The 19,078-nt window shown below is 72.4% G+C and carries 23 protein-coding genes; 22 read left to right on the top strand and 1 reads right to left on the bottom strand.

The features are described 5' to 3' along the window. The first annotated feature begins 201 nt into the window (after positions 1-201). The 14 genes from ftsZ to FBZ33_RS22030 all read left to right on the top strand — a co-directional run bounded on the left by ftsZ (position 202) and on the right by FBZ33_RS22030 (position 12,884). Positions 202-1,317 (top strand): cell division protein FtsZ, encoded by a 1,116-nt coding sequence (gene ftsZ / locus FBZ33_RS22095; protein WP_141910528.1) that lies wholly within the window; start codon positions 202-204, stop codon positions 1,315-1,317. Between the two features lie 9 nt (positions 1,318-1,326). Further along, positions 1,327-2,070, top strand: a complete 744-nt coding sequence (locus FBZ33_RS22090; protein ID WP_141910527.1) for a YggS family pyridoxal phosphate-dependent enzyme — start codon at positions 1,327-1,329, stop codon at positions 2,068-2,070. 190 nt (positions 2,071-2,260) lie between these two features. After that, on the top strand, positions 2,261-2,953 hold the full coding sequence (locus FBZ33_RS22085; RefSeq protein ID WP_141910526.1) for a cell division protein SepF: 693 nt from the start codon (positions 2,261-2,263) through the stop codon (positions 2,951-2,953). Positions 2,954-2,983: 30 nt separating this feature from the next. Then, positions 2,984-3,289, top strand: a complete 306-nt coding sequence (locus tag FBZ33_RS22080; RefSeq protein WP_088949372.1) for a YggT family protein — start codon at positions 2,984-2,986, stop codon at positions 3,287-3,289. Between the two features lie 44 nt (positions 3,290-3,333). Further along, positions 3,334-4,146, top strand: a complete 813-nt coding sequence (locus tag FBZ33_RS22075) for a DivIVA domain-containing protein (protein ID WP_088949371.1) — start codon at positions 3,334-3,336, stop codon at positions 4,144-4,146. Positions 4,147-4,226: 80 nt separating this feature from the next. Continuing rightward, positions 4,227-5,018 carry a hypothetical protein gene (locus tag FBZ33_RS22070; RefSeq protein ID WP_141910525.1) on the top strand — a complete coding sequence of 264 codons (792 nt, stop codon included), beginning with the start codon at positions 4,227-4,229 and terminating at the stop codon, positions 5,016-5,018. Between the two features lie 10 nt (positions 5,019-5,028). Next, positions 5,029-5,334 (top strand): DUF167 domain-containing protein, encoded by a 306-nt coding sequence (locus FBZ33_RS22065; RefSeq protein WP_141910524.1) that lies wholly within the window; start codon positions 5,029-5,031, stop codon positions 5,332-5,334. 22 nt (positions 5,335-5,356) lie between these two features. Beyond that, a complete protein-coding gene (locus FBZ33_RS22060) occupies positions 5,357-6,856 on the top strand; it encodes a potassium/proton antiporter (protein ID WP_088949368.1) in 1,500 nt (499 codons plus the stop codon). A 228-nt stretch (positions 6,857-7,084) separates the two neighbouring features. Beyond that, positions 7,085-7,504 (top strand): TraR/DksA C4-type zinc finger protein, encoded by a 420-nt coding sequence (locus tag FBZ33_RS22055; protein WP_088949367.1) that lies wholly within the window; start codon positions 7,085-7,087, stop codon positions 7,502-7,504. Positions 7,505-7,568: 64 nt separating this feature from the next. Continuing rightward, positions 7,569-8,183 carry a signal peptidase II gene (gene lspA, locus FBZ33_RS22050; RefSeq protein WP_088949366.1) on the top strand — a complete coding sequence of 205 codons (615 nt, stop codon included), beginning with the start codon at positions 7,569-7,571 and terminating at the stop codon, positions 8,181-8,183. After that, the gene (locus FBZ33_RS22045; protein ID WP_088949365.1) at positions 8,180-9,124 is read left to right on the top strand and encodes an RluA family pseudouridine synthase; all 945 of its coding nucleotides are present in this window, start codon (positions 8,180-8,182) and stop codon (positions 9,122-9,124) included. The genes lspA and FBZ33_RS22045 overlap by 4 nt, the downstream gene beginning before the upstream one ends. 42 nt (positions 9,125-9,166) lie before the next feature. After that, on the top strand, positions 9,167-10,195 hold the full coding sequence (locus tag FBZ33_RS22040) for a hypothetical protein (protein WP_141910523.1): 1,029 nt from the start codon (positions 9,167-9,169) through the stop codon (positions 10,193-10,195). 74 nt (positions 10,196-10,269) lie between these two features. Then, positions 10,270-11,997, top strand: a complete 1,728-nt coding sequence (locus FBZ33_RS22035; RefSeq protein ID WP_255509008.1) for an AAA family ATPase — start codon at positions 10,270-10,272, stop codon at positions 11,995-11,997. Between the two features lie 56 nt (positions 11,998-12,053). Beyond that, positions 12,054-12,884: a DUF2567 domain-containing protein gene (locus FBZ33_RS22030; protein ID WP_141910522.1), complete on the top strand. Its 831-nt coding sequence runs from the start codon at positions 12,054-12,056 to the stop codon at positions 12,882-12,884. Here FBZ33_RS22030 and FBZ33_RS22025 read toward each other — a convergent pair. Then, positions 12,796-13,503, bottom strand: coding sequence for an LON peptidase substrate-binding domain-containing protein (locus tag FBZ33_RS22025; RefSeq protein ID WP_088949361.1), 708 nt, complete (start codon positions 13,501-13,503; stop codon positions 12,796-12,798). The two genes, FBZ33_RS22030 and FBZ33_RS22025, sit on opposite strands and share 89 nt — an antisense overlap. 106 nt (positions 13,504-13,609) lie before the next feature. Between FBZ33_RS22025 and hisD the strand changes: the two genes are divergently transcribed. The 8 genes from hisD to FBZ33_RS21990 all read left to right on the top strand — a co-directional run bounded on the left by hisD (position 13,610) and on the right by FBZ33_RS21990 (position 19,051). Next, positions 13,610-14,932 carry a histidinol dehydrogenase gene (hisD, locus tag FBZ33_RS22020; protein ID WP_141910521.1) on the top strand — a complete coding sequence of 441 codons (1,323 nt, stop codon included), beginning with the start codon at positions 13,610-13,612 and terminating at the stop codon, positions 14,930-14,932. Positions 14,933-15,008: 76 nt separating this feature from the next. After that, positions 15,009-16,079: a histidinol-phosphate transaminase gene (locus FBZ33_RS22015; RefSeq protein WP_141910520.1), complete on the top strand. Its 1,071-nt coding sequence runs from the start codon at positions 15,009-15,011 to the stop codon at positions 16,077-16,079. Continuing rightward, on the top strand, positions 16,079-16,690 hold the full coding sequence (hisB, locus tag FBZ33_RS22010) for an imidazoleglycerol-phosphate dehydratase HisB (RefSeq protein ID WP_088949358.1): 612 nt from the start codon (positions 16,079-16,081) through the stop codon (positions 16,688-16,690). Before FBZ33_RS22015 ends, hisB begins: the two co-directional genes overlap by 1 nt. Before the next feature lie 58 nt (positions 16,691-16,748). Continuing rightward, entirely contained in the window at positions 16,749-16,919 is a 171-nt protein-coding gene (locus FBZ33_RS32880; RefSeq protein WP_165435803.1) for a hypothetical protein, read from the top strand. 13 nt (positions 16,920-16,932) lie between these two features. Beyond that, complete coding sequence (gene hisH / locus FBZ33_RS22005; RefSeq protein ID WP_141910519.1) at positions 16,933-17,565, top strand: imidazole glycerol phosphate synthase subunit HisH; 633 nt, start codon at positions 16,933-16,935, stop codon at positions 17,563-17,565. A gap of 36 nt (positions 17,566-17,601) precedes the next feature. Further along, positions 17,602-17,925, top strand: a complete 324-nt coding sequence (locus tag FBZ33_RS22000) for a hypothetical protein (protein ID WP_088949356.1) — start codon at positions 17,602-17,604, stop codon at positions 17,923-17,925. 14 nt (positions 17,926-17,939) lie between these two features. Next, the gene (gene priA / locus FBZ33_RS21995) at positions 17,940-18,665 is read left to right on the top strand and encodes a bifunctional 1-(5-phosphoribosyl)-5-((5-phosphoribosylamino)methylideneamino)imidazole-4-carboxamide isomerase/phosphoribosylanthranilate isomerase PriA (RefSeq protein WP_088949355.1); all 726 of its coding nucleotides are present in this window, start codon (positions 17,940-17,942) and stop codon (positions 18,663-18,665) included. Beyond that, entirely contained in the window at positions 18,662-19,051 is a 390-nt protein-coding gene (locus FBZ33_RS21990; RefSeq protein WP_141910518.1) for a RidA family protein, read from the top strand. Before priA ends, FBZ33_RS21990 begins: the two co-directional genes overlap by 4 nt. Positions 19,052-19,078 lie beyond the last annotated feature (27 nt).

Genomic DNA, 19,078 nt, shown 5'->3' with positions numbered 1-19,078 from the left:
ACACGCCGGGCGGGTCCTTGGCTCATCGCGTGGTGGCGCTTACGTTGCCCCGAAGAGGTTCAGTGGTTGACATAACTGTAAGCCTCTAGTAGAGGGTGAGGGTTCACTCCTGACTCTCGCTGGTGACAGCTGTCGTCGGCCGCTGGTCTGGCCACGCCGTACCCGGTCGGCCGAAGCCAATCTCGAAGGAAAGGACCGGAGATGACACCTCCGCACAACTACCTGGCGGTCATCAAGGTCGTCGGCATCGGGGGAGGCGGCGTCAACGCCGTCAACCGGATGATCGAGGTTGGGCTCAAGGGCGTCGAGTTCATCGCGATCAACACCGATGCCCAGGCGCTGCTGATGAGTGACGCCGACGTCAAGCTCGACGTCGGCCGGGAGCTGACCCGTGGCCTGGGGGCCGGGGCCAACCCGGACGTCGGCAAGAACGCCGCCGAGGACCACCGCGACGAGATCGAGGAGGTGCTCAAGGGCGCCGACATGGTCTTCGTGACCTGCGGTGAGGGCGGCGGCACCGGCACCGGTGGCGCGCCCGTGGTGGCCAACATCGCCCGCAAGCTCGGTGCGCTGACCATCGGCGTGGTGACCCGGCCGTTCTCCTTCGAGGGCAAGCGCCGTCAGGTGCAGGCCGAAACCGGAATAGACGAACTCCGCAACCAGTGCGACACGCTGATCGTGATCCCGAACGACCGGCTGCTGGCCCTGGGTGACCGCAACATCAGCATGATGGACGCCTTCCGCACGGCCGACCAGGTGCTGCTCTCCGGTGTACAGGGCATCACCGACCTGATCACGACCCCGGGTCTGATCAACCTGGACTTCGCCGACGTCAAGAGCGTGATGAGCGGCGCCGGCAGCGCGTTGATGGGCATCGGCAGCGCCCGCGGCGAGAACCGCGCGGTCGAGGCGGCCGAGGCGGCCATCTCCAGCCCGCTGCTGGAGCAGAGCATGGACGGCGCCCGCGGCGTGCTGCTCTCCATCGCCGGCGGTTCCGACCTGGGCCTGTTCGAGATCAACGACGCGGCCCAGCTGGTCACCGACGCCGCCCACCCGGACGCCAACATCATCTTCGGCGCGGTCATCGACGACGCGCTCGGTGACGAGGTGCGGGTGACGGTCATCGCGGCGGGCTTCGACGGTGGCACGCCCGCGTACAAGGCGGCCGAGCCCACCCGCAAGACCAACACCAACCAGCCGGCGGCGCAGAGCACCCCGGTGCCGGCGCCGGCGACCAACACGGCTCCGGCCCAGTCGCCGCGCCGAGTGCTCTTCGACGACGTGGACGTTCCCGATTTCCTCAAGAACGGGTCCTGAGCACCGCCGATGACCGACAGCTCAGCCACGGTAGGGCCGGACCGGCACGCCGAGATCGCGGCCGGTCTGGCTCAGGTCCGGTCCCGGATCGCCGACGCCTGCGTGCAGGCCGGCCGGGACCCCGCCGACGTCACGATGATCGCGGTGACGAAGACCTACCCGGCCAGCGACGTGTTGGCGCTGGCCGGGCTCGGCGTCACCGACATGGGGGAGAACCGCGACCAGGAGGCAGCCGGTAAGGCCGCCGAGGTGGCCGCGGCCGGGGTGCGCCCCCGCTGGCACTTCATCGGTCAACTCCAGCGCAACAAGGCCCGCTCGGTGGTCCGGTACGCCGACGTGGTGCAGTCCGTCGACAGTGTCCGGCTGGCCCGGGCGTTGGCCAACGCCGCCGCCGACAGGGAGGTGCCGCTGGACGTCATGGTCCAGGTGAGCATCGACGGCGACGCGGCCCGGGGTGGCGCACTGCCTGGTTCGGCCGATCCGGGCGCCGGGCTCGAACCGGTGGCCGAGGCGGTGGCCGACGCGCCCGGGCTGCATCTGGTCGGTCTCATGGCGGTGGCTCCGCTGGGTTGGGAGCCGGACCGGGCCTTCGCTCAACTCGCGGAGGTTGCCGGCGGGTTTCGAACGGTCCATCCGGGAGCGACCGAGCTGTCCGCGGGAATGAGCGGAGATTTCGACATCGCGATCCGATACGGCGCGACACATGTCCGCGTCGGCAGCGCGTTGCTCGGAATGCGTCCCACGCTGCGGTAGCCTGACCGCGAGACATGCAAATTACATCAGTGTTGTTTCAGGGGTGGCGTCCCCTAGTCGGGGGTCGTGGCGCGCGACGCGAATCGCGCGCCAGGGGATTGCCGCCCCGGTCCGATGGGCATTGTTGTCCATTCGCGACGGGCGACATGGCACGGGGGCGCGTGCCGCACGGCGGACGGAAGGGCGCGGGATGGGTGCACTGCGCAAGGCGGGGGTCTGGCTCGGTCTGGTCGAAGAAGACGACGAGCGGGCCTACGACGACGGTGGCTACGACAAGGGTGGTTACCGCGACTCGCGTTACCGGCAGAGCCGGTACGCCGAGGAGTTCGCCGACGAGGACGAGGACGACACCGAGGAGCCACCGGCTCCCCGGCCGCGGGTCAGTGAGCGGGGTCGACTCTCCGAGCGGGCGAGCGGGCGGTTGAGCGAGTCCGAGCGTGGTGACAACGAGCGTCCGGAGCGGGTCGAGCGTGCCAGCGTACGGTCGATCACCCGGTCGTCGGCTGGTGAGACCTCCGGCGCGCTGACCTACCACACCCGCGACAATCTGGCGCTCGCGCCGCAGGTCGCGTCGCGTGAGCGGGCGTTGCCCGAGGAGGAGCAGCGCTACCAGATCACCACGCTGCACCCGACCACCTACCGCGAGGCGCGCACGATCGGTGAGCACTTCCGCGACGGGGTTCCGGTGATCATCAATCTCACCGAGATGGATGAGGCCGATGCCCGCCGTCTGGTGGACTTCGCCGCCGGTCTGGCGTTCGGCCTGCGCGGTACGATCGAGCGCGTGACCAATCGGGTGTTCCTGCTCTCACCGGCTAATGTCCAGGTCACCGCTGAGGACAAGGCCAAGATCGCTGAGGGCGGTTTTTTCAGTCTGAGTTGACCCCGCCCGACCCGAGGGACGTCGCTGACCGTGTTGTCGATCTTACTGCAAGTGTTGTACCTGGTCCTTTATGTCTTCCTGCTCCTCCTCTTGTCCCGGTTCGTGTTGAGCGCCGTCCTGCAGTACGGCCGTCGCTGGCAACCGGGGCGTGGAGCATCGGCAGGATTGGAATCCGTGTGGAGCGTCACTGATCCCCCTCTCAACGCGTTGAGGCGTGTGATCCCTCCGCTGCGAATTGGTACCGTGAGCATCGACCTGGCCTCCCTTGTGCTCCTGGTTATCCTGTTCGTGCTGATGGAGTTCGTGTTAGGGCCGTCGATCAGGGCATCTGCCTGATGACCGACGCGCTTTCGCGGCCGCAACTGACCCGAGGAGTTTCGATGCCGCTGACCCCGGCCGACGTCCACAACGTCGCCTTCAAAAAGCCGCCGATCGGCAAGCGGGGGTATGACGAGGAGGAGGTCGACGCCTTCCTTGACGAGGTCGAGCGCGAGCTCGCCCGTCTCATCGAGGAAAACAACGAGCTGCGCGCCCAGGTGGAGCGCGGCGGCCGTGGCGGTGCCCCCGCCGGCCCCGGCGGCGACGCCCGACTGGCGGCGGAGCTCAACGACGTCAAGGCCCAGCTGGACCGGGTGCAGCGCGACAAGTCGGCGGCCGAGCAGGCCGCCCGCGCGATGCAGGCCGAGCTCGAGCAGGTCCGCGCGACCGGCGGCCCGGCCGGCGGCGGCGTCACCGGTGACGGTGAGCAGCAGGCCCTGCGCGTGCTGATGATGGCCCAGCGCACCGCCGACGACCACGTGTCCGACGCTCGTCGCGAGGCCGACCAGCTGCTGTCCGAGGCCCGTGGCAAGGCCGAGGAGGTGACCCGGGAGGCGCGCGCCAAGGCTGACGCCCTTGAGCGGGACGCCCGCCAGCGGCACCAGGAGGCCATGGGCGGCCTGGACGCCAAGCGCACGGCGCTGCAGAAGCACATCGAGGAGCTCAAGCAGTTCGAGCGCGAGTACCGCACCCGGCTCAAGGCCTACCTGGAGAGCCAGCTGCGTGACCTCGACGGTCGCGGCCAGGGCCTCGAAGCCGAGATGACCCGCTCCGAGGCAGGCCGGGTCGCCGGCGGCAACGGGCTGGCCGCTGCGGGCCTCGCCGGTTCGTACGGCGGCGGCGGGCGCTCCGGCGCCCTCGAAGCCGGACGCTGAGCACCGGCCGGCGATCGTTTCCCGCCAATGGTGACGATCGCCGGCCCAGCCTGGACGGTACGACGCGGCGGGGGTGAGCCGTGATAGTCGCAAGTCTTCTGCTCATCCTCGTCGCGGTGGTCCTACTGGTGCTCGGTCTGGCCAGTGGCTCCAGCTTTATGTTGATCATCTCCATCGCGGCCAGTCTGCTGGCCGCCGTGGCGTTGGTGGTGGGCGCCCGCCAGGCAGCCGCCAACCGCGCTATGGCGGATCCCGGTCGGCCCGGCCGGCGACCCCCCGACGCACCCCGCACGGCCCGCCAGGCCACGGGTGTCGCGTACGGGCCGCCGCTGGTCGAGCCGGAGGTGCCGGTTCAGCACGTGCCCACGACGGTTGGTACCGGCGGCACCGGGTGGCGGCAACCACCCGAGCCGCCGGCCGACCATGCGCCGCCGTTCGACAGGCGCGTCGATGATGCGCCGCAGTTCGATCCGCGCGTCGACGATGTGCCGCCGCTCGACGATGTGCCGCAGTTCGATCCGGGCTCGCCGTTCGTGACCCCGGCCGACGACGTGCCCGCTCCCGCCCGGCCCGTCAGCCCGGCGTCGCCGTTCGCGGCGTCAACCGATGACGCCTTCCTCGACGGTGCCCCGACGGCCGACGAGCCGGCCGAGCAGCCGGTCACTCCCGCCGAGGCGGCCCGGGTGGCGCGCCTTCCCGATTCCGTCCAGGTGGTCGACGGTCACCCCCGCTACCACCTCGCCAGCTGCCCGCACCTCGTTGGCCGGGCGCCCGAGGTGCTGCCGGTCGCCGAGGCCGTCGAGCTCGGTTTCACGCCCTGCGCGCACTGTGCGCCAGCCACCGCCCTGCTCGCCGACGCCCGGCCGATCTGAAGCGGCGCCGGTGCACGCGCAGGAGACGCTCACCGTGGCGGTACGGGTGAAGCCGGGCGCCTCCCGTACACGGGTGGGTGGCCGCTTCGATGGTCCACACGGGCCCGCCCTCGTGATCGCGGTGCACGACCCGGCAGTCGACGGTCGGGCGACCGAGGCGGCCCGCAAGGCGTTGGCCGCCGCCCTGGGCCTCCGGCCGGCCGCGGTGTCACTGCGGGTCGGCGCGGCCAGCCGCGACAAACTCTTCCTCGTCGATCGGCCCGGCCCGGAGCTGTCCGAGCTGCTGCGCCGACTGCGCGACGGATCCGCCGAGTGAGGAACGCCCAGGCCAGGCTGCGGTGACGCCCGGATTGGACATCGCGCTGCTGCTCGGTGCGGCCGTGCTGCTGGTCGCCGTCGGTGCGGTGCGGCTCTCCACCCGGCTCGGCGTGCCCAGCCTCCTCGTCTACCTGGCGCTGGGCGTGGCGATCGGCGAGGGCGGGCTGGGCATCGGCTTCGAGGACGTCGAGCTGACCCGGGCCCTCGGCTTCTGCGCCCTCATCGTGATCATCGCGGAGGGCGGCCTCACCGCCCGGTGGACCACCCTGCGTCCGGTGCTCGGGCTGGCCTCCGCGCTCTCGACGGTCGGCGTGATCGTCAGCATCGTGGTGGTCGGTGTCGCCGTACACCTGCTGTTGGGGTTGGACTGGCGGTTGGCGCTGCTCTATGGCGCGGTGCTCTCGTCCACCGACGCGGCGGCTGTCTTCGCCACCCTGCGTCGGCTGCGGCTGCCGCCCCGGCTGGTGGCGACGCTGGAGGCCGAGTCGGGCATGAACGACGCCCCGGTGGTGCTGCTGGTGGTGCTGCTGTCCCACGAGGGCTGGGCGCACCCGTGGTGGTACGAGGTCGGGTTGGTCTGTTACGAGCTGGGTGTGGGTGCGGCGGTGGGTGTGGGCGCGGGCGTCGCCGGCACCTGGGCGCTGCGCCGGGCCGCGTTGCCCTCGGCCGGGCTCTACCCGATCGCCGCGGTGGGCATCACCGTGCTGGCGTACGCCGCCGGGGCGGTGCTGCACGCCTCGGGGTTCCTCGCCGTCTACGTGGCCGGGGTGCTGCTGGGCAACGCCCGGTTGTCACACCGGCAGGCGATCCTCGGTTTCGCGGACGGGCTCGCGTGGCTCGCCCAGATCGGGCTGTTCGTGCTGCTCGGGTTGCTGGCCTCGCCGGGTCGGCTGGACGCGGCGGTGCTGCCCGCGGTGGTCGCGGGACTGGCCCTGGTGCTGCTGGCCCGGCCGTTGTCGGTGGCCGTCTCGGCGCTGCCGTTCCGTGTCAGCCTCCGCGAACAGGCGTTCCTGTCCTGGGCGGGGCTGCGCGGGGCGGTGCCGATCGTGCTGGCCACCATTCCGCTCTCCGAGCGGGTGCCCGGTGCGGAGCGTCTCTTCGACGTGGTCTTCGTGCTGGTGGTGATCTTCACGCTGGTGCAGGCCGGGGCGCTCGGGCCGTTCGCGCGGTGGTTGCGGGTGACAGCGCCGGCCGAGGCGGCCGAGATCCATGTGGAGACGGCGCCGCTGGAACGGATGCGGGCGGACCTGCTCCAGTTGGAGGTGCCGCCCGGCTCGCGGCTGGCCGGTGTGCACGTCGACGAGCTGCGGCTCCCGTTGGGCGCATCGGTCACGCTGGTGCTGCGCGACGGGGTGGGTTTCGTGCCCGCACCGGACACCCGCCTGAAGACCGGCGACAGCTTGTTGATCGTGGCGACCGCGGGGGTGCGGGACGCCGCGGAGCGCCGGCTGCGGGCGGTCAGCCGGCGGGGTCGCCTGGCCCGGTGGTTTGGTGAGTACGGGGATGAGGCAGTCGATTGATCTGCTAGCGTTCCCTTTGCCCCAGTTAGGCAGGGCTAGGGGCTGTTTAGCGGAGCGACGGTGCGGCACGTTGTCGGACGCCTGTACGTTCCGTATTCTTGCCAACCTCCGGAGTGCGCGGCCATCATTGCCGTGCGCCCCTTTTCGTACATTAGGGGACGCCTTGGTCGGCGCCCCCCGAACCAGGATGCCGCGGACCACGCGGCTCCCCGGCCGAGGGAGCGACCCATGGCGAAGCCAGCCGACACCAGGACCGCCGGGCGCAAGCCGGTGACCAAGCCCACCCGGAGCACGGCGGAGACCGAGAAGATCCGGGCGGCGCTGGCGGCGCGGCGGGACGAGCTTCGCGCCGAGTACGATCAGACGCTGAGTGAGATCACCGAGCTGCAGCGCGACCGGCTGACCGACTCGGCCGGGGACGACCAGGCCGACACGGGCACCAAGACGCTCGAGCGGGAGCAGGAGATCTCTCTCGCCAACAGCATTCTGGAACGGATCACGCAGGTCGAGCGCGCTCTGGAGCGCCTCGACGAGGGTGGTTACGGCTGGTGCGAGCGGTGCGGCAACCCGATCCCGGTCGAGCGCCTCGCCGCCTTCCCGTCGGCCACCCAGTGTGTGACGTGCAAGCAGCTGGAGGAGCGGCGCTGAGGTCCGCTCCCCGGCGGCGATGAGACGGTGAGCGATCACCGCCGAGACTGTCGATGGGGAGCGCATGACCGCAGTACCGTCCGCCGAGCCCGGCCGCACCGACCCGGGAGGCGGCACACGCCGGCCCCGGGCCGTCGCGATCCTTGCCGGAGTCGCCCTCGTGGCCCTGCTGGCCGACCTGGTCACGAAGCACCTCGCGCTGGCCGCGCTGACCGACCGGGAGCCGGTCCGGCTGCTCGGCGGGTTCGTCTACCTGAGCCTGACCCGCAACAGCGGTGCGGCCTGGAGCATCGGCGCTGACCACACCTGGATCTTCCCGCTGATCACGATCGGTGTGGTCGGCTGGATCGTCTGGATGGCGCTGCGACTCCGCTCGCTGCCCTGGGCGATCTCCCTGGGCCTGGTGCTGGGTGGTGCGCTGGGCAACCTCGTCGACCGGATCTTCCGGGCGCCCTCGCCCTTCCACGGGCACGTGGTCGACATGATCAGCCTCTTCGACCCGTACGGCCAGGTCTGGCCGGTGTTCAACCTGGCGGACAGCTCGCTGGTCTGCGGTGTGCTGCTGGCGGTCCTGTTGGAACTGACCGGCCGCCAGCGGGACGGCCGGCGGGCCGGACGCGACGACGCCCCGGCCGAAACGGACGCCACCCAGGGCGCCGACCAGAAGGAGCGGGCATGACCTCCGCCTTCGCCGCTGGCGGCGACCACCGTTCCCTCCCGGTGCCGGACGGCCTCGACGGCATGCGACTGGACCAGGCGGTGTCCCGCCTGTTCGGGCTCTCCCGCACCGCCGCCGCGGCCCTGGTGGATGCCGGGGACGCGCTCGTCGACGGCGCCGCCCGACCCAACTCGCACAAGGTCAAGGCCGGCTCCTGGCTGGACGTCACGCTGCCGGCCCCGGTCGCACCGCCGACAGTGGTGCCGCAGGCGGTGCCCGGCCTGCGGGTGGTCTACGCCGACGACGACATCGTGGTGGTCGACAAGCCGGTGGGCGTGGCCGCGCACCCCAGCCCAGGGTGGACCGGCCCGACCGTGATCGGCGCCCTCGCCGCGATCGGGCACCGCATCTCCACCAGCGGCGCCGCCGAGCGACAGGGCGTGGTGCACCGGCTCGACGTGGGCACCACCGGGATCATGGCGGTCGCCAAGAGCGAGCAGGCGTACACGGCGTTGAAGCGGGCCTTCAAGTACCGCGAGGTGGACAAGGGCTACCACGCGGTGGTGCAGGGTCACCTGGACCCGCTGCGCGGGACCGTGGACGCGCCGATCGACCGTCACCCCACCCACGACTACCGCTGGGCGGTGGTGTCCGGCGGCAAGCCGAGCATCACCCACTACGACACCATTGAGGCGTTCCCGGCGGCCAGCCTGGTCGACGTTCGACTGGAGACCGGCCGGACCCACCAGATCCGGGTGCACTTCTCCACCCTGCGGCACCCCTGCGTGGGTGACCTCACCTATGGTGCCGACCCCACCCTCTCGGCCCGTCTCGGCCTGGCCCGACAGTGGCTGCACGCCCGCGAACTGAGCTTCCTGCACCCCCGAACGGGGGACGAGGTCCGGTTCGTCAGCGACTACCCTGACGACCTGGACCGTGCGCTTCAGATCCTGCGTGACTGAGCGGCGACCGCCCGACACCGCTCCGACGAGGGGATCCCGCCCGTGCGCGCCGGCAACCTGCTGCGGCAGCTGGACCAACGGCTGCTGCCGCCGCTGACCCGGGCCGTGACCCGGCTCGGCGAGCGGTCGGCGCGGTCCGGGGTGCTCACCTGGGCCGCCGTGCTCTCTGCGGCGGCGGTCCTGGGCACCGCGGTCTGGGCCGTCGACGACACTCCGGTCGGCGACCGGACGGTGGGTGAGGTGACCCGCGTCGGTGTGACCGACGGCGATTCCGTCCCCGGCTACCTGCGGTCCGCCGCCGCCGACCTGGCCGCGCTGCCAGCGTCGGCGCAGTCCGCGGGGGACGGGACCTACGCGCTGGTCACGCTTGCCGCGTACCTGCCGCCGCAGCGTCTGGCGACGGTCCTCGGCGACGTGGGGGTCTCCACCGTGTTCGGGCGGGTGCCGCTACCCGGGCGGCAGACCGAGATCGTCAAGATTCCCGCGCTGCGGGTGCCGGACGACGTCGTGGCCGGGATGGACCAGGTGGCGGCCCGCAAGGACGTCGAAGCCGCCGACTACCGGGCGCTGGCCGCCAGCGTCGACGGTGACGGGCCGGATGAGCGGGAGTTGCGGGAGCGCTACGCCAGCGGCGCCGAGGTGGCCGCCGCCGAGGCGACCGCGTACCGGACCGGCTGCGCCTGCGTCTACGCCGCTGTGGTGCGAGCGACGCCGGGGGCGCTGCGCGGTGTGGCGGCCCGGACGGACGTACGTGCGGTCGACCCCGCTCCCGAGGTGTACCGCCTGGACCGCACGGTCTTCACACCTCCGCTGCCCGAGCAGCGCGACGTGGTGCGTCCGCCCGTCGACATCGGGCCGAGTCCGGCGCCCACGCCCGACGGGGACGCGGCCTCGACACCACCCGCGCCCGCGCCGATGGCGTCGATGGGCGAATCGTCGGAACCCGCACCGGTCGTCACGACTCCGTCACCCGCGCCGTCGCCGGCCACGTCGACCGCGCCACCCCCGCCGACCGTCACCACCTCCCCGGATGGCATCGGTGCCGAGCCGCCGACGCCCGCGTCGTCGTGATCTGCGTCGGCTGGTGTGCGCTCTGAGGTGTGGTCCGAATAGGGTTTGGTTCGTAGCCTGTCAGACGGAGATCGATGGCGCTGGGAGGGCGGGCCGTGGAGGGCAGTGAGACCGGCTGGGGCCGGCCGGCCGAACCAGCGCCGCGGTGGCGCGCGTTGTTGGACCGTGCCCGGCTGGGCGGTCGCGGCGCGGAGCAAACCGAGCCGGACCGGCATGCCGACGACCCGTCACCGGATCCGCTGCCACGGCGCGCGGCACCGAACGGCAACGCCGGGCGGGCGTCCGCCATCGGGCATCCGGCCGAGCTGTCGTACGGCGCGGAGCCCGACTACCGGGCCGAGGCGACCTACCGTGTCGACCCCGCCTACCGGGCCGACCCGGGTTACCGGGCGGAGCCGGGTTACCGCGCCGAGCCGGACTATCGGGCCGAGTCGGTGTACCGCTCTGAGCCGGACTACCGGTCGGAGCCGGCGTACCGGTCCGAGCCGGCGTACCGCGCCGAGCCGGATTACCGGGCCGAGCCGACCTACCGGGCCGAGCCTGGCTATCGCGTTGAGCCGGAATACCGGGCCGAGCCGGGCTATCGGGCCGAGCCGACGTACCGGGCCGAGCCTGGCTATCGCGTTGAGCCGGAATACCGGGCCGAGCCGACGTACCGGGCCGAGCCGACGTACCGGGCCGAGCCCGAGCCACCGCCGGCCGTCCCCGACCCGGCCCAGTCGCGGTACGCGTTGCTGGACAACGGCTACCGGCCGGGCGACCCGCCGGTGCAGTCCCGGTACGCCCTGCTGGAGACCGGCTACCAGCCGGAGACCGGTTACCCGGCGCCCCCGACCCCGTCGGTCGCACCGCCACTCGCCGCACCGGTCGCACCGCCGGTGGCCCCGCCACCCGTCGCGCCGGTGGCCCCGCCATCCGCCCCGTCGGTCGGCTCGGCGATCGTCGAGCGCGCCTTTCCGGCCCGGGTCGAGTGGCGCTCGCAGGGCGTCGACCAGGAGCAGGAACGCGCCAACGGGGTGCTCCGGCGTGACCTGGGCACGCCCCGGGTGTTCGCCTTCGCCAACCCCAAGGGCGGGGTGCACAAGACCACCGCCACAGTGCTCGCCGCGGCCACTGTCGGCAGCGTGCGCGGGCAGGGCGTGCTGGCCTGGGACGACAACGAGCTGCGCGGCACCCTCGGGCTGCGCGCCGGCAGTGCCCGGCACGCCCGGACGATCCGTCACCTGATCACCGACCTGGCGCAGATCGAGATCCTCGAGGGCGAGACCCTGCTGGGTCGGCTGGACGACTACCTGCGGCACGCATCCGACGGCTCGTACGACGTGCTGGCCGGTGAGGAGAGCCCGCGCTTCGCCCAACGACTGGACCAGTTCACCGTCCGACGTGTGCTGGAGCTGCTGCGGCGCACCCACGACGTGGTCTGCGTCGACACCGGCAACAACGTGGAGAGCCCCAACTGGCGCACCGTGATGCAGGCCGCCGACCAGCTCGTGGTGACCACCGTGCCCCGGGAGGACGCGGCGTTCAGCGCCGACTGGATGCTCGACCTGCTGCACGAGGAGGGCATGGGCGAGTTGGCGGACAACGCCATCACCCTCATCTCCTGCCCGACCCCGGGCCGCTCGTCGTTGCAGGACGACCTGGAGCGGCACTTCGCCACCCGTACGCGTGGGGTGGCCGTGGTGCCCTACGACCCGGCGCTGGAAACCGGGTCGTCGATCGAGTACCACCAACTCCAGCCGGAGACCCGACAGGCCTGGTTGCAGGCAGCGGCGATGATGGTGGAGCCGTTCGCCCGGTGAGCTGGTCTGCCGCCACCGGAGCCCCGGCCCTGCACCGGGCCTGAGAGGATCATCGGGTGAGCCCGGACAACCCCGAACCCGAGCGGCCCGTCGACGATCCCGACCGGGCCGCTTCGCCCGACCCGTCGGGGGCGACCACGTCGCAGACGCAGCCCGCTGCCCAACCGCAGGCGTACGCCGAACCGCCGGGCGCCGCACCCTCGACCGCGTCCCGGAGCTGGTTCGAGTTGACCTCCGACGAGCCGCGTCGTCCGCTACGCACCGCGGCGACGGTGCTGGGCGCCGTGCTCGCGCTGGCCGTGCTGGGCGTGCCGTTCGGGCTGCTGTGGGCCGTGCTCGCGCCGGCCACGCCGGTGCTCAAGACCGCCGAGGGGGCGATCTACGCCGACCCGCAGCCGGAGCAGCCGATCGCGGCGGACGGGTGGTTCAGTCTGCTCGGGCTCGGCTTCGGGCTGCTGGTGGCGCTCGCCCTGTGGTTCGTGCTGCGCCGGCGGCGCGGTCCGGTCGGGTTGCTCGCCGCGGTTCTCGGCGCGTTGGCCGCCGCGCCGGTTGCCTGGCAGGTGGGGCGGCGGGTCGGTCTGGCCACCTTCGACCGGCTGCTGGACACCGCCCCGGCGGGGCAGTCCTTCACCAAGCCCCCGGACCTGCGGGCCGGCGGGGTCGACTGGCTGCTCGGCGTCCTGCCGGTGCCGCACGGCAACCTGCTGCTGCCGGCCTTCGGGGCCGCGATCACGTACACCCTGCTGGCCGGCTGGTCGCGGTGGCCGGGCCTGCGCCCGGAACCCGAGCCGGCCGACCTCAGTTGGGTGTCGGTGGGGACGACGCCAGCTCCGCCAGCGGCACCGGAACCGCCCGCACCTGGCGCAGCAGAGCCGCCTCGCGGTTGAGCAGCCGCAGTTCGGCGCGCAGCCGCGCGGCGGTGTCGTCGATCGCCAGCAGGCGCTGCCGGTCGTCGACGGTGAGCGCCGCGGTCGCCGCCACCAGGTGGGAGAGCACCGTCGGATCCTCCGGCAGTTGCTCGGAGATCTCCTCCGGGTCGGAGCGGATCAGGCCGAGGTACTGCCGGAACACCGCGATCACCCGGGCGGCCAGCAGATCGGCCACCTCGTCCGACCCGGCCGGGTCGGGCAGCCACTCGACGTCGGCGGTCAGATAGGGGGCCGCACTGTCGTCGACCTCGGCGATCCGGAAACGGCGTCGGCCGACCGTGACGATGTCGAAGCCGCCATCGGTCAGCTCGGTCACCTGACGCAGCTCGGCGGTGCAGCCCACCTCGTGCAGGGTGACGTCGCCGACGCCGGGCGTCGCGCGGGCGCCGGGACCGGCGGGCGCGACCTCCCAGCCAGCCTGGATGGCCACCACACCGAACTCGCGGGGAGCGCCCTCGGGCAGGTCGACGAGGTGTCGGACCAGCGCCCGGTAGCGCTCCTCGAAGATGTGCAGCGGCAGCACCAACCCGGGAAAGAGCACCGTTGCGAGCGGAAACACCGGCAGCCGTGCGGTCACATGGTCGAGCCTAACCAATCTCGCCCGCGTGGGCGTGGCCCGGCTCACCGTCCCGGCGGACGGGCGGCTCGGGTGTACGCCGGGCCGGCCGCCTAGACTCGCAAGGGTGCTGAATCGGATCGACCTGCGCAAGGGTCTCGGAGACCCGCGCCGCCTGCTGCCCCGTGCCCAGCTCGACGTGTCGGTTGCCGTCGAGCGGATCCGCCCGCTGGTGGAGGCGGTTCGCGAGCATGGCTACCCGGCGATCCGGGAGGCCAGCGAGCGATTCGACGGCATCTCCCCGGAGGTGCTGCGGGTGCCGGTCGAGGCGATCACCGAGGCCGAGGGGGTGCTCGACCCGGCTGTGCGCGCCGCGCTGCTGGAGTCGATCAGCCGGGCCCGTCGGGTCCACGACGACCAGCGGCGCACCGACCACACCACGCAGGTGGTGCCCGGCGGCACGGTCACCGAGCGCTGGCTGCCGGTCGACAGGGTCGGCCTCTACGTGCCCGGTGGCCTGGCGATGTACCCGTCGACGGTGGTGATGAACGTCGTGCCCGCGCAGGCGGCCGGCGTGCGGTCGCTGGTGGTGGTCAGCCCGCCGCAGAAGGACAACGGCGGTCTGCCCGACCCCCGGGTGCTCGCCGCGTGCGCGCTGCTCGGCGTCGACGAGGTGTACGCCGTGGGCGGGGCCCAGGCGGTGGCGATGCTGGCGTACGGCGCGGCGGTCGACCCGTTGGGTGAGCTGCGGTGCGACCCTGTCGACCTGATCACCGGCCCCGGCAACATCTGGGTGACCGCCGCCAAGCGGCTGCTGCGCGGCGTGGTCGGCATCGACGCCGAGGCCGGGCCGACCGAGATCGCCATCCTCGCCGACGACACGGCCGATCCGGCGCACGTGGCCGCCGACCTGATCAGTCAGGCCGAGCACGACCCGCTCGCCGCGAGCGTGCTGGTCACCCCGTCGCTGGCGCTGGTCGAGTCGGTCGAGCGGGAGTTGGCCCGGCAGGTGCCGGCGACCAAGCACACCGAGCGGGTGACCACGGCGCTGACCGGTGAGCAGAGCGGCGTCGTCCTGGTCGACGATCTTGAGGCGGGGTTGCGGGTGGTCGACGCGTACGCGGCCGAGCACCTGGAGATCCAGACGGCCGACGCCCGAGAGTGGGCGCTGCGGGTCCGCAACGCCGGGGCGATCTTCGTGGGCGCCTGGTCGCCGGTGTCGCTCGGCGACTACTGCGCCGGGTCCAACCACGTGCTGCCCACCGGCGGCTGCGCCCGGCACTCCTCGGGCCTGTCCGTGCAGTCGTTCCTGCGTGGCGTGCACCTGATCGAATACACCGAGACCGCTCTGCGTGAGGTGGCCCCGCACGTGGTGACCCTGGCCAACGTGGAGGACCTGCCGGCGCACGGCCAGGCGGTCCAGGCCCGTTTCCCGGCTGGAGCGGCATGAGCGAGCGCAGCGAGCGAACCAGCTGGCTCAGTCGCCCGGTGCCTCATGTCGCCTCCTCGCGAAGCGGGGAGGCGACATGAGCAGCCTGGATGAGCTGCCGATCCGCGACGACCTGCGCGGGCTCTCGCCGTACGGGGCGCCGCAGCTCGACGTGCCGGTGCGGCTCAACACCAACGAGAACTCGTACGCGGTGCCGGAGCCGGTGGTCGAGGCGATCGGCAAGGCGCTCGCGGCCGAGCTGCGCGAGTTGAACCGCTACCCGGACCGGGACGCGCTGGCGCTCCGGGCCGACCTGGCCGAATATCTCGGGCACGGGCTCACCGTCGAGCAGGTGTGGGCGGCCAACGGCTCCAACGAGATCCAGCAGCAGCTTTTGCAGGCGTTCGGTGGGCCGGGGCGCACCGCGCTCGGCTTCGTTCCGGCGTACTCGATGCATCCGCTGCTGGCCCTCGGCACCGGCACCCGGTGGGTGCCCGCCGAGCGCGGCGTCGACTTCGGGTTGACCGCCGAGGAGGCGGTCGCCCAGGTCCGTGAGCACCGGCCCGACGTGGTCTTTCTCTGCTCGCCGAACAACCCCACAGGCACGGCACTGGACCCGGCGGTGATCGCCGCGGTTCTCGACGTCGCGCCGGGCATGGTGGTCGTGGACGAGGCGTACGCCGAGTTCGCCCGCCCGGGCACGGTCAGCGCCCTCGCGGTGCTGCCCGGCCACCCGCGGCTGGTGGTGAGCCGCACGATGAGCAAGGCGTTCGGCTTCGCCGGCGGGCGGTTGGGCTACCTGGCCGCCGACCCGGCGGTGGTGCAGGCGGTGCAGCTCGTCCGCTTGCCGTACCATCTCTCCGCACTGACCCAGGCCGCCGCACGGGCGGCGGTGACCCACCGCGACGCACTCCTCGGCACGGTCAGCGCGATCATGGCGCAGCGGGACCGGATCGTGGTGACGCTGCGCGAGCGTGGGTTGCGGGTGGCCGACAGCGACGCCAACTTCGTGCTCTTCGAGGTGGGCGGGGACCAGACCACCGTCTGGAAGGCGCTGCTGGCACAGGGGGTGCTGGTCCGTGACGTCGGCCTGCCCGGCTGGCTGCGGGTGACCGCGGGCACCCCGACCGAGACCGACGCCTTCCTTTCTGCAATGGAGACTGTGTGATGAGCCGGACCGCCCGGGTGGAGCGGATCACCAAGGAGACCAAGGTCCTCGTCGAGATCGACCTCGACGGCACCGGCGCCGCCGAGATCAGCACCGGCGTCGGCTTCTACGACCACATGCTGCACCAGATCGCCCGGCACGGCGGCTTCGACCTGACCGTGCGCACCGTGGGTGACCTGGAGATCGACGCGCACCACACGATCGAGGACACGGCGCTCGCCCTGGGTGCCGCGTTCGACCAGGCGCTGGGCGACAAGGCTGGCATCCGGCGGTACGGCTCGGCGACCGTGCCGATGGACGAGGTGCTGGTCCGGGCCGCGGTGGACCTCTCGGGTCGGCCGTACGTGGTGCACGACGAGCCGGCGCTGGCCCCGTACATCGGGCCGGTGTATGCGACGAGCATGACCCGGCACATCTGGGAGTCCTTCGGTCAGGCGGCCCGGGTCACGCTGCACGTCGACGTGCTGCGGGCGGCCCGGCCGGGCGGTCACCCGGACGCGCACCACGTGGTGGAGGCGCAGTTCAAGGCGGTCTCCCGGGCGCTGCGGGAGGCGACAGCGATCGACCCGCGCTCGGCGGGCGCGATTCCCAGCACGAAGGGTGCTCTCTGATGAGCGCGAGGAGTGCAGCGCAGCGGAGCCCCGCAGTCTCGATTCGAGGGTGGCTCTGATGGGTGCCGCGTTGCCGACGTTGTTGCTGATCCTGGCCGGGGTGCTGGTGGGTGGCACCTGGTCGCTCTACCGGCAGGGTGCGCCGAAGGCGGCTGTCCTGGTCACCGCGGCGCTCGCGGTGCTCGCCACTGTCGCCGGGGTTCTGCGGCTGCTGCCGGAGAATGGGTGATCGGGGTGACGACATGAGTGATGTGGTGGTGCTCGACTACGGCTCGGGCAACCTGCGCTCGGCGGAGCGGGCGCTGGCCGCCGCCGGCGCTGACGTGCGGGTGACCGACGACCTGGCCGCCGCGGCCGCCGCCGACGGCCTGGTGGTCCCGGGGGTGGGCGCGTACGCGGCGTGCATGGCCGGGATCGAGGCCCTCGGTGCCGGCCCGGTGATCGCGGAGCGGGTGGCGGCGGGTCGGCCGGTGCTCGGCATCTGTGTGGGCATGCAGGTGCTCTTCGAGTACGGCGAGGAGCACGGTGTGGTGACCAAGGGGCTCGGGTTGCTGCCCGGCGGGGTGACCCGGTTGGCCGCCACCCGGTTGCCGCACATGGGTTGGAACACGGTCCGGGCGCCCGAGGGGTCGGTGCTCTTCGCCGGCTTGTCGGAGCAGAGCCGGTTCTACTTCGTCCACTCGTACGCGATGGGGGAGCCGGCTGCGCTGGCTGCTGCCGGTGCCACGGTGACCACCGCCCATCACGACACTGATTTCGTCGCCGCGGTGGAGCGTGGTCCGCTGTCGGCGGCCCAGTTCCACCCGGAGAAGTCCGCCGACACCGGTGCCGCGCTGCTGCGCAACTGGCTCGTCACGCTGCCCAGCGGTGACTGACCGTCGTCGCCCGGTGCCCGGCGCGAGGGTGTCGCGGTGAGCCGGGAACGGGCCCGTCGTCGGGCGGTGCGTGAGGCGGAGCAGGCCCGGGAGCGGGCGGTCCGGCAGCGGCAGGTGGCGCGCCGTCAGCGCCGTCGCGCGGTGGTCCGCCGGTTGACGCCGCAGGTGCGGCGGGGCCGCTCCGGACGGTTGCCCCGGCACAGCCGGGGTGAGCGGGCCGCGATCGTGCTGCTGACCGGTGCCGCGCTGATTCTGATCTGGACGTTCGTCGACAACCTGGCGCTGCGTGTCGCGCTGATGGTGCTCTTGCTGCTCGTACTGCCGGCGATCGTCGTGATCGCCCTGGACCGTCGTACCTGATCGAGGAGAAGACGTTGAGCCTCACCCTGTTACCCGCTGTGGATGTCGCCGACGGCCGGGCCGTCCGGCTCGTGCAGGGCGCCGTCGGAAGCGAGAGCATCTATGGCGAGCCGTTGGACGCGGCGCTGGCCTGGCAGCAGGACGGCGCCGAGTGGATCCACCTGGTCGACCTGGACGCGGCGTTCGGTCGGGGCACCAACGCGCACCTGCTCGCCGAGGTGGTGCGCCAGCTGGACGTGAAGGTGGAGCTCTCCGGCGGCATCCGGGACGACGAGTCGCTGCGGGCGGCGCTGGGCACCGGGGCGACCCGGGTGAACATCGGCACTGCCGCCCTGGAGGACCCGGTCTGGTGTGACCGCGTGGTGGGGGAGTACGGCGACCGGGTGGCCATCGGGCTGGACGTGCGGGGTCACACCCTCTCCGCGCGCGGTTGGACCCGCGACGGTGGTGACCTGTACGAGGTGCTGGAGCGGCTGGACAAGGCGGGCGCGAGCCGGTACGTGGTCACCGACATCACCAAGGACGGCACGATGCGCGGGCCGAACCTGGACCTGCTGCGCGAGGTGTGTGCCCGCACCGATCGACCGGTGATCGCCTCCGGTGGGGTGTCCACGTTGGACGACCTGCGGGCGTTGGCGACCCTGGAGCCGCTCGGGGTGGAGGGTGTGATCGCCGGTAAGGCGCTTTACGCGGGTGCCTTCACGGTGGCCGAGGCGCTGCGGACCCTGGCCGAGGCGTGACGGTCACCCGGCTCTCCTCGGGTGGCCCGTGGGAGCAGCGGTACGGCTATTCCCGGGTGGTTCGGGCCGGTGACCTGGCGTTCACGGCCGGTTGCACGGCGACGGTGGACGGTCGGGTGGTGCACGTCGGTGACGCCGCCGCCCAGACCGCGCAGGCGTTGCGGATCGGGCTGGACGCGCTGGCCGAGGTGGGTGCGGAGCCCGGCGACGTGGTCCGGACCAGGATGTACGTGACCGACCGGCTGCACGCCGACGAGGTGGGTCGGGCGCACAATGCGGTCTTCGGCGCGGTCCGGCCGGTGGCGACCCTGGTGGTGGTGGCCGGTCTGCTGGATCCGGAGCACCTGGTCGAGGTGGAGTTGGAGGCGTACCTCGGCGGTCGCTGAGGGTCGGCGGTCGGCGTGGTGCCGGCC

The organism is Micromonospora sp. A202, from assembly GCF_006715105.1.
GTDB classification, from domain to species: domain Bacteria; phylum Actinomycetota; class Actinomycetes; order Mycobacteriales; family Micromonosporaceae; genus Micromonospora; species Micromonospora zamorensis.
This window is presented reverse-complemented; position numbering and strand designations above follow the sequence as displayed.